This window comes from Dethiothermospora halolimnae (assembly GCF_037577855.1).
Taxonomy (GTDB): domain Bacteria; phylum Bacillota; class Clostridia; order Tissierellales; family VENL01; genus Dethiothermospora; species Dethiothermospora halolimnae.
The window spans coordinates 17,523-34,785 of the sequence record NZ_JBAKFX010000042.1; the positions used below are offsets into that span (position 1 = coordinate 17,523).

Annotated in this window: 13 protein-coding genes and 5 tRNA genes; 2 read left to right on the forward strand and 16 right to left on the reverse strand. The window is 30.7% G+C overall.

Annotated features, from left to right (window positions below; all coding sequences use genetic code 11):
• Window positions 1-20 precede the first annotated feature (20 nt).
• Window positions 21-1,577, reverse strand: coding sequence for a YcdB/YcdC domain-containing protein (locus V6137_RS14900; protein WP_425448761.1), 1,557 nt, complete (start codon window positions 1,575-1,577; stop codon window positions 21-23).
• Between the two features lie 90 nt (window positions 1,578-1,667).
• Window positions 1,668-3,113: a peptidoglycan DD-metalloendopeptidase family protein gene (locus tag V6137_RS14905; protein ID WP_425448749.1), complete on the reverse strand. Its 1,446-nt coding sequence runs from the start codon at window positions 3,111-3,113 to the stop codon at window positions 1,668-1,670.
• Between the two features lie 351 nt (window positions 3,114-3,464).
• Here V6137_RS14905 and V6137_RS14910 point away from each other — a divergent pair, with 351 nt between their 5' ends.
• Complete coding sequence (locus V6137_RS14910; protein WP_425448750.1) at window positions 3,465-4,523, forward strand: DnaD domain-containing protein; 1,059 nt, start codon at window positions 3,465-3,467, stop codon at window positions 4,521-4,523.
• 30 nt (window positions 4,524-4,553) lie between these two features.
• Window positions 4,554-5,540, forward strand: a complete 987-nt coding sequence (locus tag V6137_RS14915; protein ID WP_425448751.1) for an ATP-binding protein — start codon at window positions 4,554-4,556, stop codon at window positions 5,538-5,540.
• 181 nt (window positions 5,541-5,721) lie between these two features.
• Here V6137_RS14915 and V6137_RS14920 read toward each other — a convergent pair.
• From V6137_RS14920 to V6137_RS14985, 14 genes are all read right to left on the reverse strand, one after another.
• Window positions 5,722-5,797: transfer RNA gene (locus tag V6137_RS14920), tRNA-Thr, on the reverse strand.
• A 366-nt stretch (window positions 5,798-6,163) separates the two neighbouring features.
• Window positions 6,164-6,240, reverse strand: a tRNA-Asp gene (locus V6137_RS14925).
• 111 nt (window positions 6,241-6,351) lie between these two features.
• Window positions 6,352-6,427: transfer RNA gene (locus V6137_RS14930), tRNA-Val, on the reverse strand.
• Window positions 6,428-6,435: 8 nt separating this feature from the next.
• Window positions 6,436-6,510, reverse strand: a tRNA-Glu gene (locus V6137_RS14935).
• Window positions 6,511-6,515: 5 nt separating this feature from the next.
• A tRNA-Lys gene (locus V6137_RS14940) sits at window positions 6,516-6,591 on the reverse strand.
• 356 nt (window positions 6,592-6,947) lie between these two features.
• Complete coding sequence (locus tag V6137_RS14945; protein ID WP_425448752.1) at window positions 6,948-8,240, reverse strand: adenylosuccinate synthase; 1,293 nt, start codon at window positions 8,238-8,240, stop codon at window positions 6,948-6,950.
• Between the two features lie 231 nt (window positions 8,241-8,471).
• Window positions 8,472-9,677, reverse strand: a complete 1,206-nt coding sequence (locus V6137_RS14950) for an HD-GYP domain-containing protein (RefSeq protein WP_425448753.1) — start codon at window positions 9,675-9,677, stop codon at window positions 8,472-8,474.
• Between the two features lie 145 nt (window positions 9,678-9,822).
• The gene (locus V6137_RS14955; RefSeq protein WP_425448754.1) at window positions 9,823-10,401 is read right to left on the reverse strand and encodes a GNAT family N-acetyltransferase; all 579 of its coding nucleotides are present in this window, start codon (window positions 10,399-10,401) and stop codon (window positions 9,823-9,825) included.
• A gap of 108 nt (window positions 10,402-10,509) precedes the next feature.
• Window positions 10,510-11,718: an FprA family A-type flavoprotein gene (locus tag V6137_RS14960; RefSeq protein WP_425448755.1), complete on the reverse strand. Its 1,209-nt coding sequence runs from the start codon at window positions 11,716-11,718 to the stop codon at window positions 10,510-10,512.
• 92 nt (window positions 11,719-11,810) lie between these two features.
• Entirely contained in the window at window positions 11,811-13,169 is a 1,359-nt protein-coding gene (gene dnaB, locus V6137_RS14965; protein ID WP_425448756.1) for a replicative DNA helicase, read from the reverse strand.
• Window positions 13,170-13,265: 96 nt separating this feature from the next.
• Window positions 13,266-13,712 (reverse strand): 50S ribosomal protein L9, encoded by a 447-nt coding sequence (gene rplI, locus V6137_RS14970; RefSeq protein ID WP_425448757.1) that lies wholly within the window; start codon window positions 13,710-13,712, stop codon window positions 13,266-13,268.
• Entirely contained in the window at window positions 13,709-15,718 is a 2,010-nt protein-coding gene (locus V6137_RS14975; protein WP_425448758.1) for a DHH family phosphoesterase, read from the reverse strand. Before V6137_RS14975 ends, rplI begins: the two co-directional genes overlap by 4 nt.
• Window positions 15,719-15,741: 23 nt before the next feature.
• On the reverse strand, window positions 15,742-16,653 hold the full coding sequence (locus V6137_RS14980) for a DUF2232 domain-containing protein (RefSeq protein WP_425448759.1): 912 nt from the start codon (window positions 16,651-16,653) through the stop codon (window positions 15,742-15,744).
• A gap of 32 nt (window positions 16,654-16,685) precedes the next feature.
• On the reverse strand, window positions 16,686-17,009 hold the full coding sequence (locus V6137_RS14985; protein WP_425448760.1) for a MazG-like family protein: 324 nt from the start codon (window positions 17,007-17,009) through the stop codon (window positions 16,686-16,688).
• Between the last annotated feature and the right edge of the window lie 254 nt (window positions 17,010-17,263).

Consider the following 17,263-nt stretch of genomic DNA (forward strand, 5'->3'; position numbering starts at 1 on the left):
TTAACGTTCTTTAAATATTATTATTCAATAATATTTCCCTTATAGTCTATAAAAACTCCTTTTTTAGCATCCATGACAGAATAACTCGGGTTATATATTGTATATACCAGTTTTAACTTTTTCTTATCATCATATATATTATTTATTAATATATACCTAAGACTTACTTCATTCTTTTTAAAGTATCTATTTAAAGCCTCTTTCTTAGATATTATTTTATTATCTAAGTTTTCATTCAGATCATTCCATAGCACATTATAATCAGTTATATTTCCAGTATGTTTATCTATTCTAACAGATATACCATTTGAACCTACCGGTATTCCATTTAATACTCTCCTAAAATAGTATTTATAATATCTGTTTTCTACTTTTTCACCATTTACATAATAGGCGTCATCATGCTTTACTATTTCCTTCTCTATATTCCCCCTCTTACTTGAATTAAATTTGCCTATTAAAGCTAAAGATGTTTTTAATCCTTCCTCCCAAGTAATACTAGAATTTATTTTAGAATTATAATCATCAATATGGTAATTTATAAGCTTTCCTGTATTTGATGAAATCTGAAGAAAACCCTCCACTTCCATTTCATCAATACTTAGATTAAACCTAATATTCCATAAATCACTATTTTTTAGCCTATCTATAGACTTTAGTTTCACACTATCATTTTTGAAATTTAAATATTTTTTAGCTAAAAGTTTAGCTTTTTCTTTTGACCTTACTTTTTTAGGTTTATTTTCATTAACTTTTCCTAAAACATCCAAAGGTAACTTTATTTTTTTATATTCCATATCATAGTTTATAAACTCTCCAGTTTTTGCATCTATTCCATATCCCTTTTTTTCTGGATAATATATGAGGATAAATCTTTCTATTCCTTTATTTATATTATTACCTTTATAAACTGGTTTATAAATAAGGGACATCCTACTATTTCCTTTCAATAGTTCTGTAGCCCTTTTCCTATCTATTATATTATTTGGACTTGGTAGCTTAATATTTTTCCATGAGGAAAAATAATTATCTATATTACCATCTCCACCATTTACCGTTATTTCAATCATATTTTGAGGAAATGGTATACCTTTATACTCCATTACATACTTAAACCTATACTTTATGGGGCCCTGGGCATAGGTTTCATAAAAATATAAGTTGTCATTAGGTACGCATTTCACCTTATCTACTTTATTGGGATTTAGTGCTTGAAAAAAATCATTAGCTATTTTCTTAGCTGTATTGTTATCAATTCTTGTTTTTCCAGTATAATAACTATTTCTGTATCTATGTAGTTTTATAATATTAACAGTATTATTATTTTCTTCAATAATGATATTAATATTATCACTATTACCTTCTTTTCCTGTAAGTTTTACATTCCATTTTGGCTTATTACTGTAATTATCCTCTTCATAGTCTATGATTATATTATATCTATTTAAATCTAATTTTAACTTCTCTTCTATAATAGATTCTATATCTTCCTTGCTAATTTCACCACTACCAAAACTATAACTAGATATTAATATAATCAATATAATCACTGGAAAGCCTATAGCATATTTTTTCATCAAATTAATCACTCCATAATTGTATGTTTCAAATATTATTTAAGGGTATATATATAACAAGACAAACAAGACCCAGTTAAAAAACTGAGTCTATCTATATTTTTTATTTATATAGTTATAAGGATTTTGAGGTTTGCCGTATTTTAAAACCTCAAAATGAACATGGGGTCCTGTACTATTTCCCGTATTTCCAACAGCAGCTATAGTTTGCCCCTTGTATATTTTTTCACCTTTCTTTACATATATTTTACTACAATGACCATACTTAGTTTTAAATCCACCACCATGGTCTATTTCTACCAAATATCCATATGAACCTTTCCAACCGGAATAGGTCACAACACCCCCGTCTGCAGCCTTTATAGGGGTACCTATACTTGATGCTAAATCAATCCCATCATGGTGTCTTCCCCATCTATAACCAAATGGTGATGATAATCGCCCCCTCGTTGGACGTATAAAAACACCAGAAGCTCTAGTCGGAGGAACGTCCTTAGTTCCCTTTATAACTATTTTAGATACAGGGCTTGACACTATACTTTCCTTTATAATCTCTTTAGCAACTTCAATACCATTTTGTTTTTTAACCTTCGCAACCACTTCTTTTTTTCCCTCTTTACCAGATCTCTTAACTGATGTCTGATCTTCATACATGGATGCACTATACTCATATTCTACCTCATAATCAATATCTTCACTAAAGGTAGTAGTTTCTGTAGTTTCCACCGTCAAATATGGCTTTGGCACCACCAAGCTTATTTCATCTCCAGGATGTATAAGTTCATGATCTTTATTGGGATTAGCTTCTTCTAACTCCTCAACAGTTAAATTATAGTCATGGGCTATTGTCCAATAATTTTCTCCTTCTTCTACTATATGGGTTTTTTCTTCGGTTGTACCCTTTTGCAAAAATACTATTAATTCATCCGGTTTCTTAATATCTTTAATAGAAACCTTCTTTTTAATAATCTTAACATCTTCTGCTATGGCTATGTTCTCTATTTTAGAGTCTTCTTTCTTTGATTCTTCTATGTAGGGTTTTTTAATCTCATTTATTATATTTTCTGCATCTTCTTTTGTTTTCACAGCTCCTAAATCTTTTCCATTCACGTTAATAGCATAAGCAAATACATTAAAGGATAAATTGGATTTTATTTTCTCTTTTAATTGGGATTCTAAAGTTAAACTATCATCTGACAAATTAGTCTCTACAAATCTCATATTTTGATCTACCGATACCTCAAGACCGTATTGTTTTGATAAGTTTGTCTCAATCTCATTCATAACTTTTTCTACTTTCTTCTGATCCTTTACTACTCCAATTTTGCTATTGCCAATATAGACATCATAGGCCTTAGAGTTTAACTCCTCTTTTACATTTTTATAGTGGGCATAATAAAATATCCCAACTATTAAAACTAATCCCACACTAATTAAGCTAATCCATTTGTACTTATCCCTTTGATTTAAATTTTTTAAATTTTTAAAAAAGATATTCAGTTTTTGTTTTACTTTCTCAAAAAATGAGCTGTTCATACAAGCTCCTCCTTAAAACAACTTAATAACTTTTGGCCTATATTTGTCTAATTCAGAAGTATTATGTAATCTAGTGTAATATTATTGTAACCCTTTTGTAATATAAGCCTGTCTAGATTATATCATATTATATTATTTTATCAACCTTAAATTTATACTTAATTTCATATTATATAATATTCAACTTTAGAAATTTTATTCTTTTTGATATATAATTTTTTTTTGTTGATACTTTTCTATATCTCTGATATAAATTTATATTACCGACTATGATATAATATTTTTAGACTCAATAATTTAGTAGAGAAAACTCAAAATGAATTGGGAGTTACTTACGGCGAGGTGAATATTTTGACTTTTTTAATTGAAACAACTGATATGGATTTAGGAGATACTCCAATTGAAAATATTTTCATAAACGATTTTATGCCAATGGCCAATGGAACCTATGTAAAGGTTTATCTATTAGGGTATAAGTATGCCAATGATAAAGATTCAAGTATAGTGGTAAATAATCACACTATTTCTAAACATTTAAATATATCTCTAGATGATGTCCTTAGGGCCTGGGATTTTTGGGAAACTAAAGGGATAATAAAGAAACATCCTTCAGATGGTGATGAATATAATTATACAGTTGAGTTTTTAAATCTAAAACAACTATATATTAAAAATAACTATAAACCTATAACTACCAATGATAATAGTAAAGCAAAAACATATTCATGTTCCGTTAAAGATTTAATTGAAGCTAACAATATCCCAAGTATACAGGAAATGTTTAATTCCATAAGCAATACAATAAGAAGACCTTTAGTACCAAATGAAAAGAAAAAGATCCTTGAGTGGATACAAAATTATAATATGAATCCAGACCTTATTGTAAAGGGATACTTCTATTCTGTGGAAAAAAAAGGTAAAAAAAATGTCAATTATGTTGAAGGTATTATTAGAAATTGGTATGATATGGATATAAACAACGTTGAGGCTCTAAATGAATATTTAAAAACAAAGGATGAAAAGTTCTATAGATATGAACGAATCTCAAAGGCATTAGGGTTTAAGGGTAGGTTTTTAGCTGAAGGGGAAATAAAAGTGGTGGATAAATGGTTTGATAAATGGAACTTCTCAATTGAAGTTATACTTAAGGCCTGTGATAAAAGCAAAAATATCTCTAACCCAAATGTTAACTATATAGATAAAATCTTAGAATCTTGGTATAACAAAGGAATCAACTCCGTGGAAGATATTGAAACCAAGGACCAAAAACCTAAAAATACCACCCATCAAAAAACCTATAATAATAAAAGCAAAAACTTCAAAACTAGATTTCATAATTTTGAACAACGAACATCTAAATATAGTGCTGAAGAACTTGAAAACATTATAAGAAACAAGCAAAATAAGTAATATAACTTCTAGTTAATAGAGGAGGATGTTATGTATAAAAAGTTTATAAAAGATATTTTAAAAGAATACGAAAAAAAGCGTGATAGAGCCATAGGTGACCAGGAGAAAAGAAAAAAGGAAGTCTATTCAAAAGTACCTGAAATAAAGGAAATAGATAAGACCATAACAAATACAGGATTATTAATATCTAAAGAACTACTTAAAAATCCTGATAATTATGAAGACAAGTTAAAGGAAATAAAAGACAAAATGGAAGTTTTAAAAAGAAAAAAAGCTATACTTATGACAGAAAATAATATCCCTTTAGAATATCTTGATATAAATTATACATGTAATCAATGTAAAGATACCGGTTTTTTGGAGAATGGCAAAAAATGTAATTGCTTGAAACAATCTTTAATCAATAAATCTTATAAAATGTCTAATTTAAATCATGTATTAGAAAAAGAAAATTTTCATTCCTTCGACATATCCATATTTTCCCCCGAACCCTTTGAAGGTGAAAAGTTAACCCCAAGGGAAAATATAATGGAAATAAGTTCTATATGCGAAGGATTTGTTCATAATTTTAATATAGATAATGAAGAAAACCTTCTTTTTTACGGAACCACAGGTCTAGGAAAAACATTTATGTGCAATTGTATAGCAAAAGCTCTACTAGATAAAGGAAATATAGTTATATATCAAACAGCCTTTAAAATATTAGAAATCTTAGGAGATCGTAAGTTTGGAAAGGATAAAAAAAATAAACTTAATGCTTCAGAATATGATTTATTATTTGATGCTGATTTATTAATAATAGATGACCTTGGAACAGAGCTCACAAATTCCTTTACTAATACAGAAATATTTAATATAGTGAACTCTAGGCTTATTAAAGGTAAGAAGACTATTATATCTACAAATCTATCTCCCATGGAGATTGCAAACACCTATACAGATAGAATATTCTCGAGGATATTTAGCAAATTTACAGCATTAAAGTTTTATGGCCCTGATTTAAGATGGGAAAGTTAAAAAATAGAGAATAGCGGAGAATTGAGAGGGGAGAGTTTAAAAGAATCGACAATGTCGATTCTTTTTTATTTTATATTTCCTCTCTGAATTTTCCACTCTTATCTGTCCTTTTATTTTTTCCAAAAAAAATAAAAAGACCAAGAACCTTCTAAAAAGCCCTTAGTCTTTTTTTAAAAAATAATGGAGCTGGCGGGAGGACTTGAACCCCTAACCTACTGATTACAAGTCAGTTGCTCTACCAATTGAGCTACGCCAGCACAAATCATTCTACTTAACCTTTTACTTAATTCGCTATCCGTAACTCCTTAACTAAGCGACTCACACCAAATCGAAAAGAAGATTTGGGTACCCTGCTTATACCAATTGAGCTACGCCAGCACAAATCATTCTACTTAACCTTTTACTTAATTCACTATCCGTAACTCCTTAACTAAGCGACTCACACCAAATCGAAAAGAAGATTTGGGTTCCCTGCTTATACCAATTGAGCTACGCCAGCACAAACTATCCTTCGGATAGAATTTTAAATTGTAAATTACAAATTTTAAATTATTCAATTTGCATAGCAAATTGTTTTTGATTTTCATTTATAATTTAAAATTTACAATTTGTAATTGTTTCTATGGCGACCTGGAAGGGACTCGAACCCTCGACCTCCAGCGTGACAGGCTGGCATTCTAACCAACTGAACTACCAGGCCAAGAACCAACTATCGTTGGAATTTTAAATTACAAACTTTAAATTGTCCAATCTGCGAAGCAGATTGTTCTTTTGCTTTTCATTTATAATTTACAATTTGTAATTGCTTTTATGGTGGGCGCAGCAGGGCTCGAACCTACGACCCCCTGCTTGTAAGGCAGGTGCTCTCCCAGCTGAGCTATGCGCCCCTACTTATTGGTGACCCTACCGGGACTCGAACCCGGGTTACCGCCGTGAAAGGGCGGTGTCTTAACCGCTTGACCATAGGGCCTTACTTGGTGACCCATCGGCGACTCGAACGCCGGACACCCTGATTAAAAGTCAGATGCTCTGCCAACTGAGCTAATGGGTCATATTTATTTCATTCGGCTACTCGTCGTCGGTGTCTCCCGCCGACTCTTAATATATTACAATATAACAGAATATATGTCAACACTTTTTCAAAACTTTTTTGTCGAAAGGGGGGAAATAGTTAATAGTTAATAGATAATAGTTAATAGTCAAGGGGGGTTTTTTGAGTTTATTAGTGAAGTGTAGCTATTTGGCTTGTTAGAAATTTCTTTATTATACTTTTTAAAAAACAAAGAGCACTTGAAAATCCTAAAGGATTTTCAAGTGCTCTTATTAAACCTAGATTAACCCAAAAGGTAAATCAACCTAAATAAACCTACCCTACCCCCAAATCTATTAACTATTAACTGTTAACTATTAACTACTAAAGAACTCCGTTCTTATAAGGGTTTCACTTCTTTTTGGGCCTATTGAAGCCACATCAACATTAACTCCCGTCATTTCTTCTATTTTCTCTACATACTTCTTAGCATTTTCAGGGAGATCTTCATACTTAGTTATATCCTTCATATCCTCTTCTTTCCATCCGTCAAACTCTTCATATATAGGCTTACATTTAGCCAATGTCTCTAAGCTAGCAGGAAAGTCTTTAACAACCTTTCCATCTAGTTCATATCCTGTACATATCTTAAGTTTATCAAATCCACCTAGTGTATCTAACCTAGTAACCGCAATTGATGTAAGACCATTTATTCTTGCAGAATATCTAAGCATCACTCCATCTAACCAGCCACATCTTCTTGGTCTCCCTGTTGTGGTTCCAAATTCATGTCCCTTTTCCCTTATTGCATCTCCTGTCTTATCATGGAGCTCTGTTGGGAATGGTCCCCTACCTACTCTAGTTGTATAAGCCTTTACAATACCTATAGCACCATCTAGCTTAAGGGGGTTTATACCTGAACCTATGGAAACTCCCCCTGATATTGGATGGGATGATGTTAAGTATGGATAGGTTCCAAAGTCTAAGTCTAATAAAGTGCCTTGGGCTCCTTCAAATAGTATCTTATTTCCCTTTTCAATTGAATCATTTAATAAAGCTGTTGTATCTACAACATATTTTTTAATCTCATCAAGGTATCCCATATATTCTTTAACTATGTTATCTTCGTCTAGTGGTTTTCCATTATATAATTTTTCAATTATTTCATTCTTATTTCTAATATTCTCCCTTAATCTTTCTTCAAATGTTTCTTTATAGAATATATCACACATTCTAAGGCCTACTCTTTCTACCTTGTCCTTGTAGCAAGGTCCTATCCCCTTTACAGTAGTGCCTATTTTATTCTTTCCCTTCTTCTCTTCTTGAAGTCTATCTAATTCTATATGATATGGCAAAATAATATGTGCCCTATCGCTTATTCTTAAATTATCAGTGCTTATACCTCTATCTGTTAAATATTTTATTTCATCTAATAAAGACTTAGGATTTATCACTAGTCCATTACCGAGTATACAAATTTTATCTTTATTAAATATCCCTGATGGTATAAGGTGTAATTTATATTGATTGTCTCCTATTTCAACTGTATGACCAGCATTATCTCCACCTTGATACCTTACCACCATATCTGATTTTTCTGCTAAATAGTCTGTTATCTTACCTTTACCCTCATCGCCCCATTGAGCACCTAAAATAACGAGAGTGTTCATAAAAATCCTCTCCTTTACTGTATATTTATAATTAAATTTATTAACTAATCTTCGTAATAAAGCGAACTTCCACCTAATATATTATCAAATTCAAACATCACAGTCAATATATTAACGAATGTTTATAATTTTATGCGAAATAAAGTTCGTATTAGTTTGTTCTTGAACACTATATGCTTATAATATATTATAAACCCTTATTAATATTTTCATGTGTAAAAAAAAGATTAGCTAAGCTAATCTTTTTAAAGACTTATCTAATATATTAACCATTTTCCCACATATAAAACCTTTATTTGCCATATCTTTGAGTATATCTACCGCTTTATTATGGGATAAGCCCTTTCTGTATGGTCTATCCTCTGTTAAAGCTTGATAAATATCAGAAACTGCTATTATTCTGTCTTCATCTGTCAAGGTTTTATAATCAAGTCTTTCTGGGTAACCTTTGCCATTTAACTTTTCATGATGATTTCCAGCCCAATTTGCAATATCCTCTAGCCCCTTAATTTGACTTAGTATAAGTTTTGTATAATAGGGATGGGATTTCACTATATCAAACTCTTTTTTTGACAATTTAGATGGCTTCTCTAATATCTCATTTGGTACTATAAGTTTTCCTAAGTCATGAAGTAGTGCTGCTATAACCAATTTTTTAGTATGTATTTCGTCATAACCTATGTATTTTGCCATCTTTTCAGTAATATTACATATTCCCATTGAATGGTCACTTGTAAATTTACTCTTACTATCTATAAGTTTAGAGAAGCTTTTAGCTATTTTAATTAAACCGTCTATATGTAAATTTCGTCTTTGATTTGGATTTATGGTATTTATAACTTGATGTAAATTATTTTTATCTATATCAAACCAAAATTTTTCTCCCTCCATCATATCAATTAAACAATCAACTAATAAAGGATTAAAGCTTGCTCCCTTTGATAATTTGAAATATTTTCTGATTGATTCCTTATCCATGTTATTTTCAATTATATTATTGTAGGTTAAGTCAAAATAATCTGCCACATGAAGTATTTGAGATGCTAAAGGTATCTCTTCACCTTTAAGGGAGTATACTCCACTACCATCCCATTGTTCATGGTGATATAGAATAAATTCTTGAATATCCTTAGAAATAGGTAGTTCCGTTATTATTTTTGCTCCAATTTCGCAATGCTCTCTTTTTAACTTATCACTATGATGAACATCCTTTATTGTATATTTAGATAAATGACCGGTCATACCTATATCATGTATAAGGGCCGTATAATATATATCCTCTATTAATCCCTTATCTAAAAAAAGCTTTTTTCCTATACAGTAAGATATATAGGCAGTCCTTCTAGAATGCTCAAAACATCTACTTCTTCCAATATCTAAGACTAATGACAATGATGATAATAGTTCAGTGAGATTAATGCTAAATTTATTGTTCATTATAACATCTCCAATTCTTGTCAAAAAAATATAAGTTTTTTACTTTTATCCACAGATAAAATGGCTTGTACAATGTTTGTAAAAGACTTATTAACATATCCACAACTTTATACACAGACGTTCTGTGTATAAAGTTGTGGATATGTTAATATTTAATTTTTCTCATCACATTATACTTAATATATAATAAATTATTTTCAATTATGAAGTCCCCTTTATTTGAAATATATATATTGTTATTATGGATATCTATATTTTGATTATCAAACTTCTCTACGTATTCATCTACTTTCACAAATCCACATTTTTCATAACATCTTATAGCTCTTTTATTAAACTTTGCAACATTTAAATACATAACTTTCATATTTAATTTATTAAAATAATAGTCCAAAAACAAATTTATAGCTTCTGTTCCATAATTCATATTAACATACCTAGCAGAAAATACTATACCCAATGTGGCATGTTTTCTAAATCTTTTAATATCCTTTATAGTTAAGTAACCCATTGTATTATTATTATGATTTAGTATTCCGTAACATTCTTTATTCCTTTTCCCAGTTTTAACCTTAAACCATCTTTCCATATCTTCTCTATTTAACTCAGGAAAGTTATAGTCAAAAAATAAGGGATTTTTATAGTTTTCCCATTTAGACATATTAAAAACATCTTCAATCTCTAATTTCCTTATCTTTATTCTATCACCTTTTATTAAGCACATGCCCTCTCCCCTATAACCTTTTTGTTATATTTACTACAAATAAAAGTATGTGGAATTTCCACATACTTTTATTATAACTGTTTTAATGTAACTATTAAAATACTTTTATTATTTTTCTAATAATTTTTCTCCAAAGGACTTTCCAAACTCTATTGCATTTTTATTAGCCTCTTCATATGGTACAAAGGCTTCCCTTAATCCTTTTTGAGCAATTTTTAGTTTAAGATTTTTTAAATGGTCTTCTATTAATTTTATTCCTTCACCACTCCAGCCATAGGAACCAAATGCCGCCGCTAATTTTCCCCTATTTGTCATGGGATTAATCACAGCAAATAGTTTATATACGGGAAGTAATATATTCTGATTAACGGTAGGACATCCTATAATAATTGCAGAGCTATCCTCTACCCTTTCTTCCATTTCACCTATATCCATATGCTCAATATCTGCTAAATCCACATCTATATTTCCTGCTTCTTTAAGACCTTCTCCGATTTTTTTAGCTATTTTTTCTGTGTTTCCATAGGCTGATACATAGGGGATAAATACTTTATGTTTTTCTAGCTCTTTCATCTTCTCTTTCGACCAATCATAGGATAAATTAACGTATTTTTCCCAATTATCCCTTAATATAGGTCCATGTCCAGGACATATAATATCTATATCTAAATCCCGTATTCTATCAATAGCTTCTATCATATATTTACTAAATGGCTTTAATATAACATCAAAATAATATTTAAATGAATCTGAATACTTTTCTTCATCAACGGAATCATCAAACATTCTACTATCGCAGTAGTGGGCTCCAAAGGAGTCACAAGTAAATAATACCCTATCCTCTTCTAAATAAGTGTACATACTATCGGGCCAATGTAGGAAAGGTGCTGAAATAAACCTTAATGTTTTATTTCCTAAATCTAAAGTATCTCCACCCTTCACTATTAAATATTTAAAATCTTCATCCACCATATTTTTCATAAAGTTTATAGCCGATTTAGTTCCAACAACTGTTACATTTGGTGCTATTTCAAGTAAATGTTTTAAATTTGATGAATGGTCTGGCTCTGTATGGTCAAGGACAACATATTCTAATTCCTTTGGGTCAACTACACTTTTTACTTTATTTAAATACTCCTCTTTAAAAGTTTCCTTGCTTGTTTCTATAATAGTTTTCTTATCTGCATCTATGAAATAAGAATTGTAAGTGGTTCCATATTTAGTCTCCATAACCACATCAAATGTTACTAGACCTGGATCTAAAACTCCCACCCACTTTATTCCTTCTTTAATATCTAATATTCTTTTATCTTCCATGTTATTTAACCCTCCCATATCCTTTAAAATCTTCAATTATTTTTTACCCTTTATAATAGATTATAATCAAATATCTATATATTTACACCCTTTTAATGTTGATGTTCCATGTTTACAAACTTTGTATATTGACCCATAAATACAAGTTCCACTGTCCCTGTAGGGCCATTACGATGCTTTGCAATGATTACCTCTCCAATATTTTTCTTTTCTGTTTCAGGGTTATAGTATTCATCCCTATATAAAAACATAGCCACATCGGCATCCTGCTCTATGGCCCCTGATTCCCTTAGGTCAGATAATATAGGTCTATGGTCAGCCCTAAGCTCTGGAGCACGGGATAACTGGGAAAGTGCCACAACGGGACAATTCATTTCCTTTGCAAGCCCCTTTAACCCTCTCGATATAGTTGATATTTCCTGCTGTCTACTTTCACTTTTAGCATCCCCTTGCATAAGCTGTAAGTAGTCTATAACAACAACATCTAACCCCTGTTCCATTTTCAACTTTCTACACTTGGCCTTCATTTCCCTTAAAGTTATTCCAGGGGTATCATCTATAAATATTTTCCCCTTAGATAGAGGTCCCATGGCACTTACAAGCTTAGGCCACTCCTCTTCAGATAGATTTCCATTGATTATTTTCTGTAGTTCAACATGGGATTCAGAACTTAATAAACGCTGAACCAGCTGCTCCTTTGACATCTCAAGACTAAATATAGCAACCGATGCACCGCCTTTTAGGGCAGCATTTTGAGCAATATTTAGTCCAAAAGCCGTTTTTCCCATTGATGGCCTGGCAGCAATTAAAACCATATCAGATTTTTGAAGTCCTGAGGTTTTCTTATCTAAATCTATAAATCCCGTGGTTATTCCAGTAAGTCCCCCTTCTTTTTTTGAAAGTTCCTCTATTCTATTAAAACTATCTAATAATACATCTTTAATAGGGGCAAAACCATCATGGCTCTTTCTTTGGGTTATATCAAATATCCTTTTTTCTGCTAATTCTATAATATTACCGACATCATCACTATCTTCATATCCCTTTGATATTATATCATCAGAGGCTTTAATTAGCTTTCTCAATATAGACTTTTCTTCTACAATATCACAATAATATTTTATATTGGCGGTCGTTGAAACAGCATCCGACAAATCAGTTAGATATATTATTCCACCTACAGCCTCTATAGTGGCCCTTTTCTTAAGTTCCTCTGAAAGGGTAATTAAATCAACGGGCTCATTTCTACTATAAATATCAACTATCGCTTCATATATTTCTTTATGGGCTTCCTTGTAAAAATCTTCTCCCTTTAATATTTCGGTAGCTGTGGTAATTGCTTCCCTATCAAGGATCATGGCTCCAAGAACCGACTGCTCTGCTTCTATACTATGGGGGGGAATCTTACCTAACACTTTTAAATTCTCCACATTTTCACCTCCAATATACATCTAAAAAAGCGGCCGATGCCGCTTTTTTTATATTTTCGGCAACAATAATGCTTGTCTTATGTTAATTGTTACCATATTAAACTATATATAAACCTATTATGCTTCTAAAACATTTACTTTAACTTTTGCTGTAACCTTTGGATGTATTTTAACCTCTATAAACCTAGCGCCTAGAGTCTTTATGTTTCCATCTAACTTCATCTTTCTTTTGTCAACTTTTATTTTATGCTGCTTATTTAACTCTTTAGCTATATCTTTAGTAGTTATGGAACCAAAAAGTTTTCCATTTTCCCCTGCCTTACTTTTAATCTCAACTGTCAGTTTTGACATCTTATCTGCTAAGTCCTTCGCTTCTGCTAACTCTTCCTGTTGTCTTATTTTCTTAGCCTTTTTCTGTTCCTTTAACACTTTAACATTGCCATCTGTTGCCTCTTTTCCTAAGCCCTTTGGTATTATATAGTTTCTAGCATAACCATCCTTAGCATTAACTAACTCACCTTTTTTACCTAACCCCTTTACATCCTTTTGTAAAATTATCTTCACTTTTCATCACCTTCCCTTAAATATTCTTTTATTGCATCCTTTAATATTTCTTTAGCTTCTTCTATAGATACATCCTCAATTTGGGCTCCAGCCGTGGTTAAATGACCACCGCCCCCCAGCTTTTCTAATATAAGCTGAACATTTATATCCCCAAGGGACCTACCACTTACATGTATATAATTATTTTTTCTAGTTAATACAAAGGATGCACTAATTTGCTTTATATTTAATAAATCATCTGCCGATTGGGCGGCAATGATTATCGAATTGTCATTATCTCTATCTAAAAGGGATATAGCCACTTTTTCTTCAATTATTTCTGCATTTCTAACAACCTCAGCCTTCCACATAAAAGTATCAAGATCATTTCTAAATAATTGTCTTACAATGGTAGTATCGGCCCCTGCTCTTCTTAAAAAAGATGCAGCTTCAAATGTTCTTACTCCAGTTTTAAATGTGAAGTTCTTAGTATCCACAGTTATTCCTGCAAGTAATGCCTCTGCATCAAATTTTTCTATATCTAGCTTATCCCCCATATAATAAAGTATTTCAGTAACAAGTTCAGCTGTAGAAGATGCATATGGTTCTAAATAAGTTAAAATAGGTTCTTCAATAAAATCGGCTCCCCGTCTATGGTGATCTATTACAACAACTTTTTCTACAATGTCTAATACATCTGGAGCTTCAACAAAGGATGGCTTATGGGTATCAACCACAACACAAAGAGATGACTTATCGGCTAAAACCTTAGCTTGCTCTGAACCTATTATATCATCTAGATACTCCCTATGTTCATCCTGTATTTTACTGTAGATGTTTTTTATGGCTGGATTAGTGCCATTTAGCACGATGTATGCTTCTTTATCTCTATTTTTAGCTGCCCTATATATTCCTATTGATGAACCAAAGCTATCCATATCCCCAATTTTATGTCCCATTATAAAGACTTTATCGGTTTGATCTATTAGTTGCCTTAAGGCATGGGCTATGACCCTAGCTTTAACTTTAGTTCTCTTTTCAACCGCCTTACTTTTTCCACCATAAAAACTCAATTTATCTATTTTCTTAACTACAGCTTGATCCCCACCTCTGCCCAGTGCTATATCTATAGCTGCTTTAGCATATTCATATTGTTGTGCTGGGTTTTTTCCATTAACCCCCACCCCAATACTAAGTGTTACCGGTATATCATTTCCTTCATCAATGGACCTTATATCATCAAGTATATCAAATTTTTTAGTTTCCAAATATTCAAGATGTTTATTTTCAAATATTATAATATACTTATCATTTTCATATTTTCTTATAAATCCATTTATTCTAGATGTTAATGTATTTAACCTTTTATCTATTTCTGCAAGAACTATAGGTCTATTTTCCTCTTCTGTACTATTTTTTACTTCTGAATAATTATCAACCTGAATAAGACTAACAATCATCCTTTCATCGTTGTATTTATTTTTTAGTATATTAAAGGTAGTTATATCTAACCAATATAGCATTATAATATAATTTTTAGTAGTCTCATCCTTGTTAGATACATCTACAACATTATATAAAACTTTATATTCCCTGTCTTTAATTGTAGCCTCTATTGCCATATCATCATTTTCTTCCATGATATTGTCTATACTAAAGTTTGGGACTAAATCTTCTATATTTTTTTCTAATATACCCTTTTTATCTAATATATCAGAAAATTTAGGGTTATACCAACTTATGGTTCCGTCTACCTCAACTAAAACTAAGGGCAGAGGTAAATTCAATATTGCATGTTTAGTGGCCGAGTCAAATTCCTCTGTTAAGCCTTGTATATATTTACCCCATTCAACTTTCTTTAGGTGAACATTTCTCCAATGATAATATATAAGATATAAAAGTATAAGTATTCCAATCGCTGAAATTTTAGGTTCATAAAACCACATAATCAGCAATAATATACCTATTATCCACAAATATATCTTGGTATCTGGGGTTAATATTTTAAACAATTTCTTATTTGACATCTAACGTCCTCCTAAAATACTCCTTAAGCCTTCTTTAACTTTCTAAAATCAAAAATTACATCTATTACTCCCAACATAGATAGTATACCGCTTAAAAATGGAATATTTATTATTACAATTATCATTACAATTATCTTTATGGCTTTATTTACTTTCATATTACTAACCCAATAAATTATAAGGGATAGACCTTGAAGGAAGAATACAATAGATAATATAAATGACATGTTCATAAATATTGTATTGTAGTTTAATATCTTTAGGTATTTTATTATAAAGCTTCCTATAAGCATTACTGCACTTCCTAATATTATGTTACTGGGAAGTCTAAAATACATAAATTTACCCATCTTGAACTTTTTATACCCAATTTTGTTTAATATAATACTTAATAACAAAAGATTTATATAGCTTATTATAAAGGAAAATACTATTATCATAGTTGGTATAACAACTACAAGATAATCACTGACTGATTTAAACATATCTCGAAATTGAAGTACTTCATTATTAGAAAGTCCTCTATTCTCTATGTTTTTCATCGAATTTTCGAAAAATTTTCTGATAAATACCTCCATTTCATTGGTTACATCTATATCTAAGGTATACTCTAATATTATAAATCTTAAAAACAGTGAAATTAGCACTATACCTGCTCCAAATAATAATACATGGGACGATTTATATTCTTTTTCAATAGTATATTGTATAAAAATTGATAATGGTACAAACAAAATAGCTAAAACCAATGACATTGATATTCCCATTATCAGTGTCATAAAACCAATGGACAATATCATAGACACTATATTGTACTTCATTTCATACTTTATCCCAAATACTATAAAAGGAACCGGTAGTAAGAGTAATATAGGAGTTATATAAAGTCCTATAAATCCCAATACAGCAACTAATATGGCGACTAATATAGCCATAAATATTGGATTTTTAGTCAAAATTATCACCTCTATTTTCTTGTCTTATTTAAATGATCCTTAAGTTTTGTTAGGTCCCCATACCACTTTTCTATTTTATGTTCCTCTACTATACTAAGTTTAACTTTACTTTTTACCTTCTCATCTATTTTATCAAAGGAAAAACCAAGTCTCTTTCCAAGTAGATATGTAACTAAAATTATATTAGCAATAGCATCTAGAATAGCCTCTTGCCCACTTTTGACCCCATTAACCAATAGGCCAAACAAATGGGCTATTGCATTTAGAGTTTCACTTTTTAGCCATTCTATCACCTTTATATTCTTTGTAATATCCATATTTTTATTATATCCCACAATTATCCCTCCCAACTACATTATAACAGATATCACTGTAAAATATATAATATAAATAGCATATTATGATTTTATAAGTTAGGATTTACTGTGTCAAATCCATATAAACTAAAAAACGACCCCTAGGGGCAATGTCATTAAGTTAAGAAGAAATAAAGAGTTTTGTGTGTTCTTACACACAGAGCTCTTTTTTTATGTAATATTTTCATAAAACCTTTGATAAATTAGCAAAAATGCGGTGAATAACCTTGAGC

Coding starts and splice junctions, on each gene's coding strand:
- V6137_RS14950 (WP_425448753.1), bottom strand. CDS start 9,677: ATGAACAATAAATTTAGCATTAATCTCACTGAACTATTATCATCATTG.
- V6137_RS14900 (WP_425448761.1), bottom strand. CDS start 1,577: ATGAAAAAATATGCTATAGGCTTTCCAGTGATTATATTGATTATATTA.
- V6137_RS14975 (WP_425448758.1), bottom strand. CDS start 15,718: ATGTCAAATAAGAAATTGTTTAAAATATTAACCCCAGATACCAAGATA.
- dnaB (WP_425448756.1), bottom strand. CDS start 13,169: ATGTATATTGGAGGTGAAAATGTGGAGAATTTAAAAGTGTTAGGTAAG.
- V6137_RS14945 (WP_425448752.1), bottom strand. CDS start 8,240: ATGAACACTCTCGTTATTTTAGGTGCTCAATGGGGCGATGAGGGTAAA.
- V6137_RS14980 (WP_425448759.1), bottom strand. CDS start 16,653: ATGGCTATATTAGTCGCCATATTAGTTGCTGTATTGGGATTTATAGGA.
- V6137_RS14955 (WP_425448754.1), bottom strand. CDS start 10,401: ATGTGCTTAATAAAAGGTGATAGAATAAAGATAAGGAAATTAGAGATT.
- V6137_RS14905 (WP_425448749.1), bottom strand. CDS start 3,113: ATGAACAGCTCATTTTTTGAGAAAGTAAAACAAAAACTGAATATCTTT.
- V6137_RS14960 (WP_425448755.1), bottom strand. CDS start 11,718: ATGGAAGATAAAAGAATATTAGATATTAAAGAAGGAATAAAGTGGGTG.
- V6137_RS14915 (WP_425448751.1), top strand. CDS start 4,554: ATGTATAAAAAGTTTATAAAAGATATTTTAAAAGAATACGAAAAAAAG.